The following is a 16,717-nucleotide window of genomic DNA, read 5'->3' as shown; positions in this document are numbered from 1 at the left end:
GGCAAGGGTTTCGGTGGTTCGTTTTCGGGGCCGGTGTTGGGTCGTCGGGGTGTGTTCGCGTTGGGCGGGTTGTCCGCTGGTGCGGGTGTGTTGTCGGCGTGTGGTGGTAATACCGGGCGTGGGGAGGCCGATGGTGACGGTCCGGTGTTGTCGCAGTGGTATCACGAGTACGGGGAGGCCGGGACGCAGCAGGCGGCGTTGGATTATGCGGCGGCGTATCCGGATGCGCGGGTGGGGGTGGAGTGGATCCCGGGTGATTACGATGCGGCGTTGTCGTCGGGGCTGCTGGCCGAGGACGAGGCGCCGGACTGTTTTGAGAGTCATCTCAATCGGGGGATGGTCGAGGCCGGGCAGTTGGAGCCGTTGGATGACCTGGTCGCGGATGTTATCGATGACATTCCGGAGTCGGATCTGGCGCGGAATACGCTGGATGGGACGGTGTACGGGATTCGGATGATCGATGATCCGCAGTACATCGTGTATCGGCCGAGCATGTTCGAGGCGGCCGGGATCGCCGGGCCGCCGGAGACGTTCGATGAGTTGGTCGATATGGCCGTGGAGTTGGATTCCGGTGAGGTCAAGGGCATCGATTTCGGTGAGGCCAGCGGGGCCGACCGGTTGGGTCAGCACATGATCCACAGTCTGGGGTTGTCGTTCATCGGCGCCGACCGGCAGGCGGGGTTCGATGATGCGCGGATGGCCGAGGGGGCGGGGTCGGTGCGTCGGTTGTCGGAGTCGGGGGCGCTGCTGCTGGGGGCGCCGACCGCGTGGTGGGATCCGTCGTCGATGCTGCAGGGGTTGACGGCGATGTCGTGGACGGGCCTGTGGACGATGCCGGCGCTGTTGGAGGGGTTGGGCGATGATATCGGGATCTTCCCGTGTCCGGGCTTCGCCGGGGGGGCGCCGACGGTGTTCAACGGGGGCTGGTCGGCGTTTGTGAACGCGAACGGCCCGAATGTGGAGGCGGCCAAGGCCTTCACCAAGTGGTTGTGGGTCGATCATGAGGAGTTCATTCTGGATTGGTGCCTGTCGTACGGGTTCCATATCCCCTCGCGGTTGTCGCTGCGGGCCCAGGCCGATGAGTTGACCTCGGGGCCGGCGGCGGAGGCGGTGGCGATCGCCGATGAGTTCGGGTGGGCCGAGGATCCGGATTGGACGCCGGCGATGAACACGGCGGTCAACGACATGATGAGCAACATCGTCATCGAGGGGGCCGATCCGGAGGAGGAGTTGGCCGCGGCGGTGGCGACGGTCAACGACGAGCTCGACGGGATCTTCGGGTAGCGGGGCCGGCGGTGACCGAAACCGAAACCGAAACCGAGACCGGCACCCCCGGCCCCGGCCCCGGCTCCGGCTCCGGCCCTGGTGCTGATACCGGGGCCGGGGCGGGCCGGTCGGGGGTGTCGTGGCGTGCCCGGGTCGGCCGGCGTCTGGGGAGCCGGGGCGCGGCGTTCTGGTATTTCGTGGGGCCGTTCCTGGCCGGGTTGGTGATGTTCACCTATGTGCCGGTGGCCTGGTCGGCGTTTTTGTCGTTTTTCGATGCGCGCAACACCGTGACGCCGGCGGCCGAGGACTTCGTGGGGTTCGCCAATTTCGCCTCGATGTTGACCGATGCGAACTTCCTGCGGAGTCTGTGGACGTTCACCCTGTTCGCGGCGATCATCGTGCCGGTCACGTTCGCCGCTTCGCTGGGGTTGGCGTTGGCGGTCAACCGGGTTCGGGTGGCGCGGGCGTTCTTCCGGTCGGTGTTCTTTCTGCCGTTCGCCTGTTCGTATGTGCTGGCCTCGCTGGTGTGGAAGATGTCGATCTTCACCGGGGTGCATTACGGGCTGGTGAACACGGTGCTGGGCTGGTTCGGGGTCGGGCCGATCGCGTGGTTGAACGGGAATGATCCGCCGTGGTTCTGGCTGGTGATCGCGACGCTGCGGTTGTGGATCCAGTGCGGGTTCTACATGATTCTGTTCATCGCCGCGCTGCAGCAGATCCCCGAGCATTTGTATGAGGCGGCGTATGTGGACGGGGCGAAGCCGGGGCGGCAGACGTTCTGGCATATCACGCTGCCGGGGCTGCGGGCGACGTCGGTGGCGGTGCTGATGCTGGTGCTGATCCAGGCCTATCAGGCCTTCGATGAGTTCTGGAACCTGCTGCCGAACTCGGGGAACGTGCCCTATGGGCGGACGCCGTTGGTGTATTTGTTCCATACCTCGTTGGGGACGGTGCAGGATCTGGGTCGGGGTTCGGCCGGGGCGTTGATCCTGGCGTTGTTGATCGCGTTGGTGACGCTGTTCCAGGGCAAGGTCCTGGGCTTCGGCAAACCGGAAGGACGGTGAGGGCGATGGTGGCGGCTGGTGTGAAGGGCCGGCGGCGGCCGGTGGGCTACCGGCCCGGGGCCGGCTCGGCCGCCTCCCGGGCGGCCAACCTGGTCGGCCTGTCGCTGCTGGCGGCGGTGTTTCTGGTGCCGTTCTATCTGATCGTGCGCAATGCCCTGGCCACGACCGAGGAGATCACCGCGCCGGGGTGGATGTGGTTTCCCTCCTCGCCGGCGTGGTCGAACGTGGCCGAGTTGTTCAACGATCCGAAGGTGCCGATGGGGCGGAGTCTGTGGAACTCGGCGGTGGTGGGGGTGCTGACCACGGTCGGGACGCTGTTTCTGTGTTCGACCGCCGGGTACGGGCTGGCCCGGATCTCCCACCGGCATGCGAACAAGATCTTCTATGCGATTCTGGCGACGTTGATGGTGCCCAGCGCGATCACGTTCGTGCCCAGTTTCGTGCTGGTCTCCAGCCTGGGGTGGGTCTCGGATCTGCGGGGGTTGATCATCCCGCCGTTGTTCAACGGGTTCGTGGCCTTTTTGTGCCGGCAGTACTTCCTGAGCTTCCCCAGAGAGCTGGAGGAGGCCGCCCGGGTGGACGGGTTGGGCTACTGGGGTGCGTTCTGGCGGATCGTGATGCCGAACTCGAAGGGGTTCATGGCCGCGATGGCGGTGATCACGTTCGTGACCTCGTGGAATGCGTTCCTGTGGCCGTTGGTGATCGGGCGGTCGCCTGACTCGTGGACGGTGCAGGTGGCGTTGTCGACGTTTCTGACCTCGCAGTCGATCAATCTGCCGCAGTTGTTCACCGCCGCGGCGGTCGCGATCCTGCCGCTGGTGTTCGTGTTCTTGTTCCTGCAGCGGTATCTGGTCCAAGGCGTCGCCCAAACCGGACTCAAAGGCTGAATCGGCCCTGCCGGATCGCCGGACCCCCGGAGTGGCGGAGCCGTGCTAGTGTGACCTTCGTCATCGCCGCGGTTCCGCACTTGCCCGATCAGATGGGGCCGCGGCGCACCCCGTTCATCTATTGAGGAGCCATCGAGCAATGCCTGAACTCAAGACCCGCAACCCCTTCGGCGTGTGGGTGCTCAACCTCGTCACCATCGGCATCTACGGACTCGTCTGGGCGCACAAGACGTGCCAGCAGGTGCAGGCCGTCAGCCCGCAGAACCCCAAGAACGTCTCCCCGGCCGGCGCGGTGCTGTCGATGATCTTCGGCGGGTTCACCCTGATGATCTGGCCGGCGATCAACTGGTTCAACTTCTGCGCCTCGATGCGGGCCCAGCAGCAGGCCGCCGGCCTGCAGCCGACCTTCAGCACCGGAGTGGCCACCCTCCTGGTGTTCGTGGTCAGCACCCACACCGTCTACGTCCAAGGCCAGCAGAACCTGGTCGTCCAGGCCGTCCAGCAGCGGCAGGGCGCGGTAGCCTGAGCCGTCGCCCGGGTGGGGTCCGGCCGCGGCCGGACCCCACCCGGGCGGGACCCGATAGGCTGGCGCAGTGGACCTGACCGACTACGTGCCCGTCGTGCCCGACTTCCCCGTGCCGGGGGTCGGGTTCCGCGACATCACCCCGCTGCTGGCCGCGCCGGAGGCGTTCCGGGCTTCGATGGACGAACTGGAGCGCCGGTGCGGCGCCCACACCTTCGACGCGATCGCCGCCTTCGACGCCCGTGGTTTCCTATGGGCCGCACCGCTGGCCGATCGGACCGCGAAGCCGCTCATCCCGATCAGGAAGTCCGGCAAGCTGCCTCGCGAAGCGGCGGTGGAGACCTACAGCAGCGAGTACGCCGAGGTCGGAGTGGAGATCCACGCCGACGCGGTCGCACCGGGGGACCGGATCCTGCTGGTGGACGACGTGATCGCCACCGGTGAGTCGATGGCCGCCGGCGTCAGGCTCGTGGAGGGCCTGGGCGGCACGGTGGTCGCCTGCGCCGCGCTGCTGGAGATCGGGGCCCTCGCCGGGCGCGACCGGCTCGAGGGCCACCGCGTGGTCTCCCTGCTCGGCCCGCTCTAGGATGCTTCCCTGATCTGCTCGGCCAGCAGTTCGAGCGATTCGGGTTCGGCCAGGGCCGACCCGACGCCCACGACCGAGGCGCCCGCCCGGAGGTAGGCGCCGACCTCGTTCACGCCGACGCCCCCGGTGGCGACGCACCGCATGTCGGGGAACGGACCGGCCATCGCCTTGAACCAGCCCGGTCCCAGGGTCGAGGCCGGGAAGACCTTCACCCACCGGCAGCCGAGCCGGGCCGCGAGCTGCAGTTCGCTGGCGGTCGCGACGCCCGGCAGGTGGGGGAGCCCGGCGCTGCCAGAGGCCTCGAGGACCTGGGCGTCCAGGCCCGGCGCGACGGTGTAGACCGCGCCGGCCTCGGCCGCCCGTCTCACGTGGTCGCTGGAGACGACGGTGCCCGCCCCGACCTGGTGGCCGCCGTCCCGTGCGGCCTCGACCACGGCGGCCAGGGCCTTCTCCTGGCCGGGCCTGCCGATCGGGACCTCGACGAGGTCGACGCCGCCGGCCCAGGCGGCGCGGGCCATCGCGACGGTCTCGTCCGGCGGCAGGCCGCGCAGGATGGCCATCACGCGTCGGCCGTCGAAGAGGGTGTCGAAGTCGATGCTCATGGTCGGTGCTCCAGCAGGGATTTGACGGTCTTGGGACTCGGGGGCGCGGCGAGGTCGCCTACGGTCTGGAGGGCTCCGGCGGCGAGCCGGTGCCCCAGCGACATGCAAGCGCTTGCACTAACGCCCTTGAGACGACCGTAGAGGAAGCCCGAAGCGAAGGCGTCACCGGCTCCCACCGGTTCGACGATGTCGACCGCATCGGCGGGGGAGTAGAGGCGTCGGTCCCCTTCGTAGCAGGTGACGCCCTCGCCGCCGTCCTTGATCACCAGCGTCTGCACTGCGGGCAGTCGGGCGCGGACGTCGTCGGGGGTCTTGCACTCCCACAGCGTCTCGGCCTCGTCGAGGCCGACGAAGCAGATGTCGGCGGCGTCGGCCAGGCCCGCGAGCACGGGGGCGGCCCGCTCGACCGGCCAGAGCGCGGGGCGGTAGTTGACGTCGAAGCTCACCGTCGCCGGGGCCAGCGCCCGGTCGACCACGAGCTCGCGGACCAGTCCGTGGCACGTCTCCGACAGCGCCGGGGTGATGCCCGACAGGTGCAGGATCTCGGGGGGTGCGGTGCCCGCGAGCTGGCCGGGTCCCATGGCGGAGGCGGCCGAGCCGGCGCGGTAGTAGTGGACCTTGGTGCCGTCGCCGGGCCGCGGGTCCTTGAAGTAGATCCCGGTGGGGCGGTCCGGGTCGACTTCCACGCCGTCGCAGTCGACGCCGGCGTCGCGCAGTACGTCGAGGATGCGCTTCCCGAACGGGTCGTCGCCGACCTTGCCCCTCCAGGCCGCGTCCGTGCCGAGCAGCGCCAGGCTGACGGCGACGTTGGATTCGGCGCCGGCGACACCGGCGCGCAGCTCTCCGGCGTGGCGGAGGGACGTCGACGGGGAGGGCGTGAACACGGCCATCGATTCGCCGAGGCAGAGGACTTCCATTGGCGCTCCTTACGGTGGGGAGGCCCCAGACTACCGGCCGGTGTCGGCACATGCGTATCCGCGGCTGTCGATGTCCGCGTTAGACTCGGAGGCGAGCCATCAGCCCACAGGTTCGAGTCGCCGCCCGGTGGCGGCAGGTCGCGGCTCGTGAGTTCCACCGAGAGTGTGATCGATGACCGATCTGCAACTGGGCAAGCTCTTCGCCTGGGTGATCGGCGTGCTGTCGCTGATCTGGCTCCTGGCGCAGTGCATGGGCGGCCCCGTAGCGCCGCCCGAGCCCGACCCGCAGGAGTTCGACCGGGACTCCCAGTTCTACGCTGAGGACTGCCGGCGTACCTGGGAGGCCCTGGAGATGATGGGCGAGCTCGACCACGAGAACGTCGACCAGGTGGTCGACGAGATCGACCTGATCGCCTCCGAGATCACCGATCCCGAGCTGTCGGAGATGGCGTACTCGTTCGGCGCCCGCGTCCAGGAGATGGTCGCCCAGACCGAACCGGGCGACGACGAGCAGCTCCAGGAGAGCTACATGCTGTTCCGCGGCCTGGTCGAGGTCGACCTGTCGATGCGCTGCACGGCTTCCTCGTCGTCGACCGGTTGACCGCGGCCGATCGCCGCATTGACATCCTTCGGGTTTCTGGTTAGCCTCGACACGTTCCGGCCACTTTATCGATATACCATTCCGTGGAGCGACATGAAACCCCTGGTTGAACCCCGCAGGCGCCGTCCCTGGCTCAGTGCGGCCCTCGCCCTGGCCGTGATCGGCGCCCTGCTCGGCACCGCGCCCGCCGCGACCGCCGACGGCCGCCTCGACTGCGAACCCGACGCCCCCACCGGGCCGATGCTCGGCGAGCTCGGCTCCCACGACCCCGCCCTGGTGGCCGGCTGCAAGGACGAGCCCTGGTACGTGCTGGCCACCGGCTGGGGCCCGTTCAACGACGGCACCGTCCCCATCCGACAGTCGCTCGACCGGGGCCAGTCCTGGCGCACCGTCGGCAGCGTCTTCGACTCCAAACCCGCCTGGGTCGAGGAGGCCGTCCCGGGGGTCGACAACCTCTGGGCCCCCGCCGTCCACTACGACAACAAGAGCGCGACCTACTACGTCTACTACAGCGCCTCCACCTTCGGCTCCCAACGCTCCCTGATCGGCCTGGCCACCAACACCACGCTCGACCCGGCCGACCCCGATTACGAATGGGTCGACCGGGGCATGGTGTTCGAATCGCATGAAGGCGACCCCTACAACGCCATCGACGCCGAGATCCTGGCCGACCGCCACGGGGCCCACTACATGGTCTTCGGCTCCTGGTGGAACGGCATCTACGTCCTCGAGCTCGACTGGCCCTCCGGCAAGCCCGCCGCGGGCGCCGAGCCGGTCCACGTGGCCGGCCAGGGCGGCGACGGCATCGAGGGCCCGACCCTGATCCGGCACGGCAAGTACTACTACCTGTTCGTCTCCCTCGGCGTCTGCTGCGAGGGGGCCGACTCCACCTACTCGATCGCGGTGGGCCGCTCCACCTCGCCGACCGGACCCTTCCTCGACCGCGACGGGGTCGACATGGCCGACGGCGGCGGCACCGTCGTACTCGCCGAACACGGCACCAACGTCGCCACCGGCGGTCAGAGCCTCGACAAGGGACTGATCGCCTACCACTCCTACGACCAGGCCGGCGGCTTCGCCTTCGGCATCGAACGGTTCGAATGGAAGCGCGGCTGGCCGGTGCTGTCCGGCCCCGCCGCCGGCGGCGAACCGAGTCCGGCGGTCGACACCGACGCCTGGTACGAGATCACCAGCGCCCATTCGGAGCTCGCGCTGGGGATCGAGGGCGCCTCCACCGAGGGCGGCGCCGAACTCGTTCAGCAGGAGCCCACCGGCGAGGCCCATCAGCAGTGGCGCTTCGTGTACTCCGACAACGGCTTCTACCGCCTGGTGAACCGCAACTCGTCGCTGGCGCTGGACATCTTCGAGTGGAACGACCAGCCCGGCGCGACCATCGTCCAGTGGGACGACCTCAACGGCGTCAACCAGCAGTGGCGGGTCGAGCAGAGCGGCGGAGCCGTCACGCTCCTGAACCGCTTCTCGGCGCTGTCGCTGACCGTGTGGGACGGTGCGACCGACCCGGGCAGCCGCATCAGCCAGGACACGCCCACCGGCGGGGCCGACCAGCAATGGGTGCTGGACCCGGTGAGCGGGAACTGACGAAACCGACCTTCCGCGAGGTTCCGCGGGGCGGACCGCCAGGTCCGCCCCGTTCTCCGATGAAGCACCCAAACCCCCGCAAACCGGCGGCGCGAGTTTGGGAACGAGACCCCACCTGTGGCAAAATGGCTCGTCTGCCGCGAACCAGTAGGAGCCTCGGTGCCACCCAGCCAACTGCACGCCACCTTCCTTCCCGACCACGCAGCACCGGCCGATGGTCGGCTTCTGTTCTTCGGCGGCCCGAACCCGCGCATCGCCGCGGCCGAACTCGGACTGCCCCCCGGTGACCCGCTCACCGCCGAGCTCTTCCTCGACGGCGAACCGCGCACCGTCGACGGCGTCGCGGTCCCGGTCCGCCCCGTCCTGACCGCGCTCACCCGCGTCGCCTCCCGGCCCGACATCACCGAGTCCGTGGCCGCCTGGGCCCGCGTCGCCGGCGCGATCGGCGACGACAAATTCGACGACCTCGACCGCATCGCCGCCGAGCTGCCCCCCGAGGCCCACGCCGCCCCCCACTCCGAGGACCACGTCTGGACCCCGCGGGCCACCGTCGCGGCGTTCGTGGAGTCCTACACCGAGCTCCAGCGCTCCGACTCCGGCCTCAACCTCCGGCTCATCACCGCCCAGCACGCCGACCCCGGCGACGTCCGAGTCAGCGCCGACCTGCGCCGCTACCAGTCGCACGGCATCGCCTGGCTCGAAGCCGCCGCGGAGGTCGGCGCCGGAGTGATCCTCGCCGACGACATGGGCCTGGGCAAGACCCTCCAGTCGATCGGCGTCCTCGTCCGCCGCGCCGGCGACGCCCCGCACCTGGTGGTCTGCCCCACCTCCCTGGTCGGGAACTGGCAGCGCGAGATCGCCCGATTCGCCCCGCAGTTGACCGTTCACCTCCACCACGGCCCGGCGCGCGCCAAGACGGCCGGGGCCTTCCTGGAGGCCGCCGTCGTCGTCACCTCCTACTCGATCGCGCTGCGCGACATCAAGATGATGCGCTCGATCGCCTTCGACACCATCGTCATCGACGAGGCCCAGGCCATCAAGAACCACCGCTCCCGCACCGCCGGGGCCGTCCGCGACCTCACCGGCCGGGTGCGCATCGCCCTCACCGGCACCCCGGTCGAGAACCACCTCTCGGAGCTGTGGTCGATCTCCGAATTCGTCAACCCCGGCCTGCTCGGCGGCCAGACCGACTTCAAGCGCCGCTTCGCCGACCCCATCGAGATCGGCCGCGACCCCGAGTCCGCCGCACTCCTGCGCGCCCGCATCGACCCGGTCGTGCTGCGCCGGCTCAAAGAAGACGTCGCCGCCGACCTGCCCCCCAAGATCGAGTCCACCGTCGCCTGCACCATGTCCGACGAGCAGGCCGGGCTCTACAAGGAGGCCATCCGCGAGGCCTTCGACGAGGGCCTGGGCGACGGCATCACCCGCCGCGGCCGCGTCCTCAAGCTCCTGACCCGGCTCAAGCAGGTCTGCAACCACCCCGCCCAGATTGTCGGCGCAGGCGACGGCGACCTCGCCGAACGGTCGGGCAAGCTCGACCGCGTCACCGAGATGCTCGCCGAGGTCGTCGACGAGGGCGACAAGACGCTCCTGTTCACCCAGTACCGCAAGATGGGCAACCTGCTCTCCGAGCACCTCGAGGCCGAACTGGGAATCGCCGCGCCGTTCCTCCACGGCGGGCTCGACCAGGCCGCGCGCGACCGCCTGGTCGAGGAGTTCCAGACCGCCGAGGGCCCGGCGATCCTGCTGGTGTCCCTCCGCGCCGGAGGCACCGGCCTCAACCTCACCGGCGCCTCCCACGTCGTCCACTACGACCGCTGGTGGAACCCGGCCGTGGAGGACCAGGCGACCGACCGGGCCCACCGCATCGGCCAGGAGCGGACCGTCCACGTCCACAAGCTGGTCACCGCCGGCACCCTCGAAGAGCGCGTGGACGAGCTCCTGGCCCGCAAGCGGGCCATAGCCGAGGCCGTCGTCGGCACCGGCGAGGACTGGCTCGGCGAACTGGACGACACGCAGTTGCGCAAACTGATCGAACTCGACGAAGGCGGCGATCACCGATGAGCGACCCGTACGGCAGGACCTGGTGGGGGCGCAAATGGTGGCGCGCCCTGGAGACGATCGGACTGAACTATCCCGACCAGCGCATCGTCAAGGGGCGCTCCCTGGCCGGACAGGGCGTCGTCACCGACCTCTCGATCGAACCCGGCGTCGTCTCCGGCAGCGTCACCGACGCCAACGGCACCTTCGAGGCGGCCATCCGCATCCCGGTGTTCGACAACGCCACCTGGAACCGGGGCATGACGGCCCTGTCCCTGTCGCCCTCCTGCGTGGCCGGGCTGCTCGCCGGCCGGCTCCCCAAACGCATCGACGACGTCCTGGCCGAGGCGGGGATGCGCCTGCTGCCCAAGAAGCACCTCGCCGAGCCGTACAACCGCCTCACCACCTCCTGCGGCTGCGCCGACAACCGCGACGTCTGCGCCCACATCCTGGCCGTCTCCCTGGTCAGCGCCGCCAGGATGGACGACGACCCGTGGCTGGTGCTGCTCCTGCGCGGCGGCCGCACCCGCGACCTCCCCGGGCTGCTGCGCGCCGCCCGAGTCGCCAGCATGGACGCCGCCCAACCGGTGGCCTGACCGTCCGAGAACGCCGGTTCGGCGCCGTCGCCGGTCGGCCACGGCGCCGCGGGATCGGTGAATGCGCTTGTGGACCCGATCGGCTTCGCTTAGCGTCATGGGCATGCCCGAGCTGATCCGGCCCACCGTGCGCCTCGGCGAATCGTTCGCCGAGGCCATCGACGAGTTCATCGCCGAAGGGCGGGGCGGGCCCGACGACAACAGCCTCACCGGCGACATCATCCGCAACTTCGCGAACCGCCGCGAGGGGTCGACCTGGGTCGCCGACTTCCTGGAATTCGAAGGGCGCTGGGAGACCGACCCGCCCGAATACTTCGTGCCCATGTCCGTCTACTGGTGGGTCGAGGGCGACCGCTACCTGGGCCGCATCTCCATCCGCCACCGGCTCAACCAGCAACTGTCCGACATCGGCGGGCATATCGGCTACGACATGCGTCCCAGCGCCCGGCGCCGGGGCCACGCCACCGCCATGCTCGCCGCCGCCCTGCCCCGCGCGGCGGAACTGGGCATCGACCGGGCCCTCATCACCTGCGACCGGGACAACGTCGCCTCCCGCAAGGTCATCGAACGCAACGGCGGCGTCTACGAGGACCGGCGCGGCAAGAAGCTCCGGTTCTGGGTGCCGACCCGGCCCCGAGGCGGGGGTCGGCCGGACCGTCAGGAGTGGTTGTCAGGGGAGACCAGGCCGGTGTTGTAGGCGAAGATGACCGCCTGCACTCGGTCGCGCGCGTCGATCTTGGCCAGGACCCGCCCCACGTGCGTCTTCACCGTCGACTCGGCCAGGTGGAACCGCTCGGCGATCTCGACGTTGTTCCAGCCCCGGCCGATCGCGGTCAGCACCTCCCGCTCCCGGTCGGTCAGCACCGCCAACTGCTCGGCGGCCTCCCGGTGGGACGGCTCGCCCTCGACCGGAAACTGATCGGCGAACCGGTCGAGCAGGCGGCGGGTCAGCTTCGGGGCCACCACCGCGTCCCCGTCGGCCACCACCCGGATGCCCGACAGCAGCTCCTCGGGCTGGGCGTCCTTGACCAGGAACCCGCTGGCCCCCGACCGCAGCGCCGCGTAGGCGTACTCGTCGAGGTCGAACGTGGTCAGCACCAGCACCCGGCTGCGCACACCGGAGGCGATGATCCGCTTGGTCGCCTCGATGCCGTCCATGCCCGGCATGCGCACGTCCATGAGCACCACCTCCGGAGCCAGGTCCCCGGCCATGCGGACCGCGTCGGCGCCGTTGTCGGCCTCACCCAGCACCGTCAGGTCCGGCTGGCTCTCCACTAGCATCCGGAACCCCATGCGCTGCAGCGGATGGTCGTCGACGATGAGCAGTGTCGTCACGTGTCGCTTCCTCACTAGGCGATGCCGGCGGAACTCATTCGGTGCCGGCCCGGGGCAGCCAGATCGCCACCCGCCAGCCGCCGGACGGCTGCGGACCGGCCTCCATTGTGCCGCCGAAGGCCGCCGCCCGCTCGCTCAGCCCGGCCAGGCCCCGCCGGACGCCCGTGTCCACCTCCACCGGACCGGTATTGGAGACCGCGACCGAAAGCCCGTCCTCGCCGAACTCGATCGCCACCTGCGCCCGCCGCGGCCCGGCGGCGTGCTTGAGCGCGTTCGTCAGCGCCTCCTGCACGGTCCGGTAGACCGCCAACTGCTGATTCTCCGACAACTCCCAGCGGTACCCGGTGGTCTTGACCGACACCGGCAGCCCCGCCTCCCGCACCCGCTCGACCAGCGCCGCCAGGTCCGACAGGCCCGGCTGCGGCGCCAACTCCGGACGCTCCGAACCGTCCTCCCGCAGCACCGACAGGACCCGCCGCAGCTCGCTCAGCGCCTGCCGGCTCGTCGCCCCGATCGCCGTCAGCGCCTCCCGCGCCCGCTCGGGCGAGGCGGTCGCCGCATACGAACCGCCGTCGGCCAGCGCGTTGATCACCGCCAGGTTGTGGCCGATGATGTCGTGCATGTCCCGGGCGATCCGCGCCCGCTCCTCCTGCACCGCCCGCTGGGCCGCCACCTCCCGCTCCGACTGCTGGAAGCTCCGCCTGGTGCGGATCAGCATCGCAATGGCGACGATGAACGCGAACACGAAGGCGGTCGGGAGGATCTGCCCGATGAACAGCTCGAAGAGCGAACGGACGCGCGAGTTCAGCGCCCAGTCCGCCACCGCCGTCGCCAGACCCACCAGGCCCGCCCACCACAGCAGCTTCAGCGGCCGCCGGAGCACCACGTTGTACAGCGCCAGCGTGAACGCGATCGCCGCAGCGCTGTCGGCGATCTCGCCGCCGGCCCCGGTGAGCTCGAACCACAGGACGAACGACATCGGCACCAACTGGCTCAGCAGCACCGCGAACGGATAGCGGCGCCGCCAGATCAGCGGCACCATCAGCGCCGCCCCGAGGATCAACTGCAGGCCCAGGCGGCGCGGCGACTCGGACCAGGAGGTCGCGCCCGCGCACAGGATGAACAGGTACAGCAGCAGGGGGACCAGATTCCACAGCAGCGGATGCCGGGAGTCGAACTCCGACATCCGCTGCCACAGGCCCCGCTTGCGCGGGGCGATCACGGATTGGGCCACGACGGCATTCTCACACGTCCCGGCGCTTCAGGAGCAGGGCCGCGAGCCCGAAGGAGACGGCCGTCCAGATCCCCATCCACAGCCACGAGGCTCCGACCGACAGGGTCGCACCGGTGGTGTCCAGCCACGTCAGCGTGTTGGGCGCGTTGCCGGGCGCATACGGGGTCACCTCGGCGACCCAATCCCACGGAAGCATGGTCGCCAGCTCCGGCAGGAGCAGGACCACGCCGATGTAGAAGCTGATCGACCCGGCCGAGTTGCGCAGGATCGCACCGATCGCCAGGCCCAGCAGGCCCAGATAAGCCGTGGAGACCACGTAGCCGGTCAGGACGCGGAGCACGCCCTCGTCCGACAGGCTCATCCCGCCCAGATGGGTGTCCGCCAGCAGCGCCTGCGTGGCGAAGAACGTCGCGAACACCAGCGCGGCGTAGACCGCGAGGACGATCGAGGCGAACACGGCGGCCTTGGACCACAGCACCCCGGTGCGGCGGGGAGCGGCGGCCATGGTGGACCGGATGGACCCGGTCGTGTACTCGCCGGTGATGAACAGCGCCCCGAGCACGGCGATGAACACCGCACCGATGCCGAACCCGAACAGCACGTCCAGGCCGGTCACGCCGCCCTCGACCGAAGGCTCGGCGCCGAACCGGAAGTCGGCGGCGACGGCCATGCCGATCCCGGCCCCGAACAGCGCCGCGCAGACCAGCACGATCCAGCTCGACCGCAGCGACCAGAACTTGGTCCACTCCGAGCGGAGCAGGCCAGGTCCGCTCACGCGGTACTGCTGCGGCGGTGTGAAGACCGCCGGTTCCTCTGCCATGGTCGCGGTGGTCATCACGCCGCCGCTCCTTCCTTCGTCTGCTGGAACTCGACCGCGTCGGCGGTGATCTCCATGAACACGTCTTCGAGCGAGGCGCGCTGGAGGTGCAGCTCGTGCAGCACGATCCCGTGCGCCGCGGCCGCCTCGCCGACCGCGGCGGCCCCGGCTCCCTGGACCTCCAGCACCCCCGACTCGGGGCTGGTGACGGTGACGCCCGGCCCCTGGATCCGCTCGGCCAGCGACCCCGCCTCGGGCGAGACGACCCGGACCCGGCCGCCGCCGCGGCCGTCCACGAAATCCTCCATCGAGGTGTCGGCCAGCAGCCGTCCCTGACCGATGACCACCAGGTGATCGGCCGTTTGAGCGAGTTCACTCATCAAGTGCGAGGACAGGAACACCGTCCGGCCCTCCCGGGCCAGGTCCCTCAGCAGCTCCCGGATCCAGCGCACCCCGTCGGGGTCGAGGCCGTTGACCGGCTCGTCCAGGATCAGCACCGCCGGGTCGCCGAGCAACGCCACGGCGATGCCGAGGCGCTGGCCCATGCCGAGGCTGAATCCGCCGGCCCGCTTGCCGGCGACGTCGGTCAGCCCCACCAGGTCGATGACCTCCAGGACCCGCCGCTTGGGGATGGAATGGGTGTGGGCCAGCGCCATCAGGTGCTTGTAGGCGGTGCGGCCGGAGTGGACCGACTTGGCCTCCAGCAGCGCCCCGACCTCGGTCATGGGCGCCCGGAATCGGGCGTAGCGCCGGCCGTTCACGCGGACGGTCCCCGAGGTGGGGGCGTCGAGTCCGACGACGGTGCGCATCGTGGTCGACTTGCCGGAGCCGTTGGGGCCGAGGAAACCGGTCACGGTGCCGGGCTTGACGGTGAAACTGAGGTCGTCGACGGCGGTCTTCCTGCCGTATCGCTTCGTGAGGTGCTCGATCTCGATCATGTCCTCGAAGCTACGGACGCGCGGGCCCGATTCCATCGGGCTGCGGCCGGAACTTCGCCGCCGCCGCTGGTACCGGGGTACTAGGCCCGGCGTCCTTCCCGGCGGCGTCTACTTCGCCTCGGCGTAGCTGGAGACGACCTTCGGGCGCAGCGGGAGTCGGACCGGCAGGTCGCCGAACAGGGTGCGGGTGGCCTCGTCGGCGGCCCGCTCGACCGCCGCGCACACGGCCTCGGCGCAATCGGCCGGAGCGTGGACCATGACCTCGTCGTGCAGGTAGAACACCAGCTCGCCCAGGCCCTCGTCGGCGAGGGCGCGGCGCAGCAGCGCCAGCACCACCAGCGCCCATTCGGCGGCGGTGCCCTGGACGATGAAGTTGCGGGTGAACCGGCCCCGCCGTGCGGCGGCCCGGGTGCCGCGCTCGGAGTTGAGCGCGCTCCACCATTCGGCCGGCGGTGCGGGTGCGGTGCGGCCGAGCCAGGTGCGGACGACGCCGCCGCGCTCGCCGGTGCGGGCGGCGGTCTCGACGCAGTCGTAGGCGGCGGGGAACCGCTCGCGCATGAGCGCCGCCAGCGCCGCCGCCTCGCCGGCCAGGCCGCCGTACATGGCCGACAGGAGCGCCCGCTTGGCCTTGTCCCGCTCGCCGCCCAGATCGGGGGCGAGCTCGGTGTAGAGGTCGTCGGCGCCGGTGGCGGCCATCATGGCCCGGTCGCCGCTGATGGCCGCCAGCAGGCGCGGCTCCAGTTGGGCGGCGTCGGCGACCACGAGCCTCCAGCCCGGTTCGGCCCTGATGGCCGCGCGGACGGCGTGCGGCATCTGGAGCGCACCGCCGCCGTCGGTGGCCCACCGGCCGGTGTCGGTCCCGCCCACGGAGTAGACCGGCCTGAACCGCCCCTCGCTCGTCCACTCGTCGGCCCAGTTCCAGCGAACGCGCTCCACACCCGGGCGTGCTCGCGGTAGACCTGGAGCGCCTCCACGGCGGGGTGGTCGACCTGGGACAGTTCCCAGTGGTGGGTGGTCCGCACCTCCACTCCCGCGGCGCGGAAGGCGGCGAGGACCTGTTTGGTCGAATCGGGGTTGAGCCGGTGGCCGAACGCCTCGGCGACCCGGTCGGCCAGGGCTTGGAGCTTGCGCGGCCGCATTCCTCGGGTGGGGCGCGGCCCGAGCAGTTCCCGCAGCAGCTCGTCGTGGACCTCGAGGTCGAACGGGACGCCGGTGCGCATCATCTCGGCGGCGACCAGGCCGCCGGCCGATTCGGCGGCCAGCAGCGTCCCCAGCCCGGCGATGCCGGCCGCTCGCAGCCGCCGCCGCTGGTCCAGCCAGCCCGCCTGGAGCCGGGTGAGCAGCGCCGGGCCGTCGACCGGCTCGGGCTCGCGTTCGAACAGCGTGCCGGCGTCGGGGTCGGGCTCGGCGGCCTCGGGGGCCGGCTCGCGCCCCTCGACCCGGGAGAGGATGCGTTCGGCCAGCCGCAGGTCCCGGCACCGCCCCAGCCGGACCCCGGCCTCCAGGAGCCGGGCGTAGTCGCGGGCGGAGTCGGCCACCACCCAGCGCGGCGCGGCGTCGGCCTCGGTCTCGGCCACGGCCGCGGCGAGGTCGCCGTGACGGCGCACGGGCCCGCCGGGGAGCTCCATCGTCCACCCCTCGGAGCCCCTGCCGGGCACTATCGCGACCGTCACCGTTCCAGTGGAGCACGCACCTGCGACAGCGGGCGTACA

At 70.5% G+C, this 16,717-nt stretch carries 18 protein-coding genes; 10 read left to right on the top strand and 8 right to left on the bottom strand.

Going from position 1 to position 16,717, the window contains the following annotated elements:
- The 5 genes from CUT39_RS02940 to CUT39_RS02920 all read left to right on the top strand — a co-directional run.
- Positions 1 to 1,284, top strand: a 1,284-nt coding sequence (locus CUT39_RS02940; RefSeq protein WP_198586829.1) for an ABC transporter substrate-binding protein, incomplete at its 5' end; no start/stop codon positions are given.
- A 116-nt stretch (positions 1,285 to 1,400) separates the two neighbouring features.
- Positions 1,401 to 2,330 (top strand): carbohydrate ABC transporter permease, encoded by a 930-nt coding sequence (locus tag CUT39_RS02935; protein ID WP_408611076.1) that lies wholly within the window; start codon positions 1,401 to 1,403, stop codon positions 2,328 to 2,330.
- Between the two features lie 5 nt (positions 2,331 to 2,335).
- A complete protein-coding gene (locus tag CUT39_RS02930) occupies positions 2,336 to 3,217 on the top strand; it encodes a carbohydrate ABC transporter permease (RefSeq protein WP_100444068.1) in 882 nt (293 codons plus the stop codon).
- A gap of 139 nt (positions 3,218 to 3,356) precedes the next feature.
- Positions 3,357 to 3,743 (top strand): DUF4234 domain-containing protein, encoded by a 387-nt coding sequence (locus tag CUT39_RS02925; protein WP_100444475.1) that lies wholly within the window; start codon positions 3,357 to 3,359, stop codon positions 3,741 to 3,743.
- A 67-nt stretch (positions 3,744 to 3,810) separates the two neighbouring features.
- On the top strand, positions 3,811 to 4,326 hold the full coding sequence (locus CUT39_RS02920) for an adenine phosphoribosyltransferase (protein WP_100444474.1): 516 nt from the start codon (positions 3,811 to 3,813) through the stop codon (positions 4,324 to 4,326).
- Here the strand turns inward: CUT39_RS02920 and CUT39_RS02915 are convergent.
- Both CUT39_RS02915 and CUT39_RS02910 read right to left on the bottom strand, forming a co-directional pair.
- Positions 4,323 to 4,928 (bottom strand): bifunctional 4-hydroxy-2-oxoglutarate aldolase/2-dehydro-3-deoxy-phosphogluconate aldolase, encoded by a 606-nt coding sequence (locus CUT39_RS02915; protein ID WP_100444473.1) that lies wholly within the window; start codon positions 4,926 to 4,928, stop codon positions 4,323 to 4,325. The two genes, CUT39_RS02920 and CUT39_RS02915, sit on opposite strands and share 4 nt — an antisense overlap.
- A complete protein-coding gene (locus tag CUT39_RS02910) occupies positions 4,925 to 5,845 on the bottom strand; it encodes a sugar kinase (protein ID WP_100444472.1) in 921 nt (306 codons plus the stop codon). The genes CUT39_RS02915 and CUT39_RS02910 overlap by 4 nt, the downstream gene beginning before the upstream one ends.
- A 172-nt stretch (positions 5,846 to 6,017) precedes the next feature.
- On the opposite strand from CUT39_RS02910, the gene CUT39_RS02905 reads away from it, so the two are divergent.
- The 5 genes from CUT39_RS02905 (at position 6,018) to CUT39_RS02885 (ending at position 11,378) form a co-directional block, all read left to right on the top strand.
- Complete coding sequence (locus CUT39_RS02905; RefSeq protein WP_100444471.1) at positions 6,018 to 6,446, top strand: hypothetical protein; 429 nt, start codon at positions 6,018 to 6,020, stop codon at positions 6,444 to 6,446.
- A gap of 93 nt (positions 6,447 to 6,539) precedes the next feature.
- Positions 6,540 to 8,045: a family 43 glycosylhydrolase gene (locus CUT39_RS02900; protein WP_100444470.1), complete on the top strand. Its 1,506-nt coding sequence runs from the start codon at positions 6,540 to 6,542 to the stop codon at positions 8,043 to 8,045.
- A gap of 159 nt (positions 8,046 to 8,204) precedes the next feature.
- Positions 8,205 to 10,109, top strand: coding sequence for a DEAD/DEAH box helicase (locus CUT39_RS02895; RefSeq protein ID WP_198586828.1), 1,905 nt, complete (start codon positions 8,205 to 8,207; stop codon positions 10,107 to 10,109).
- Positions 10,106 to 10,681, top strand: coding sequence for an SWIM zinc finger family protein (locus CUT39_RS02890; RefSeq protein WP_100444468.1), 576 nt, complete (start codon positions 10,106 to 10,108; stop codon positions 10,679 to 10,681). Before CUT39_RS02895 ends, CUT39_RS02890 begins: the two co-directional genes overlap by 4 nt.
- Positions 10,682 to 10,784: 103 nt before the next feature.
- A complete protein-coding gene (locus CUT39_RS02885) occupies positions 10,785 to 11,378 on the top strand; it encodes a GNAT family N-acetyltransferase (RefSeq protein WP_100444478.1) in 594 nt (197 codons plus the stop codon).
- Here the strand turns inward: CUT39_RS02885 and CUT39_RS02880 are convergent.
- From CUT39_RS02880 to CUT39_RS20655, 6 genes are all read right to left on the bottom strand, one after another.
- Positions 11,339 to 12,016, bottom strand: a complete 678-nt coding sequence (locus CUT39_RS02880; protein WP_100444467.1) for a response regulator — start codon at positions 12,014 to 12,016, stop codon at positions 11,339 to 11,341. The two genes, CUT39_RS02885 and CUT39_RS02880, sit on opposite strands and share 40 nt — an antisense overlap.
- A gap of 34 nt (positions 12,017 to 12,050) precedes the next feature.
- Positions 12,051 to 13,250 carry a sensor histidine kinase gene (locus tag CUT39_RS02875; RefSeq protein ID WP_100444466.1) on the bottom strand — a complete coding sequence of 400 codons (1,200 nt, stop codon included), beginning with the start codon at positions 13,248 to 13,250 and terminating at the stop codon, positions 12,051 to 12,053.
- Positions 13,251 to 13,260: 10 nt separating this feature from the next.
- Positions 13,261 to 14,085, bottom strand: coding sequence for an ABC transporter permease subunit (locus tag CUT39_RS02870; RefSeq protein WP_100444465.1), 825 nt, complete (start codon positions 14,083 to 14,085; stop codon positions 13,261 to 13,263).
- Positions 14,085 to 15,005, bottom strand: a complete 921-nt coding sequence (locus tag CUT39_RS02865; protein ID WP_100444464.1) for an ABC transporter ATP-binding protein — start codon at positions 15,003 to 15,005, stop codon at positions 14,085 to 14,087. The genes CUT39_RS02870 and CUT39_RS02865 overlap by 1 nt, the downstream gene beginning before the upstream one ends.
- A gap of 108 nt (positions 15,006 to 15,113) precedes the next feature.
- The gene (locus CUT39_RS20660; protein WP_232805552.1) at positions 15,114 to 15,767 is read right to left on the bottom strand and encodes a DNA polymerase; all 654 of its coding nucleotides are present in this window, start codon (positions 15,765 to 15,767) and stop codon (positions 15,114 to 15,116) included.
- Positions 15,701 to 16,678, bottom strand: a complete 978-nt coding sequence (locus tag CUT39_RS20655; protein ID WP_198586826.1) for a hypothetical protein — start codon at positions 16,676 to 16,678, stop codon at positions 15,701 to 15,703. Before CUT39_RS20655 ends, CUT39_RS20660 begins: the two co-directional genes overlap by 67 nt.
- Between the last annotated feature and the right edge of the window lie 39 nt (positions 16,679 to 16,717).

Origin of the sequence: Glycomyces xiaoerkulensis, from assembly GCF_002798405.1 — a bacterium.
GTDB classification, from domain to species: domain Bacteria; phylum Actinomycetota; class Actinomycetes; order Mycobacteriales; family Micromonosporaceae; genus Glycomyces; species Glycomyces xiaoerkulensis.
Note: the sequence above shows the minus strand (reverse complement) of the source record. Positions and strands in the feature narration are given on the sequence as shown.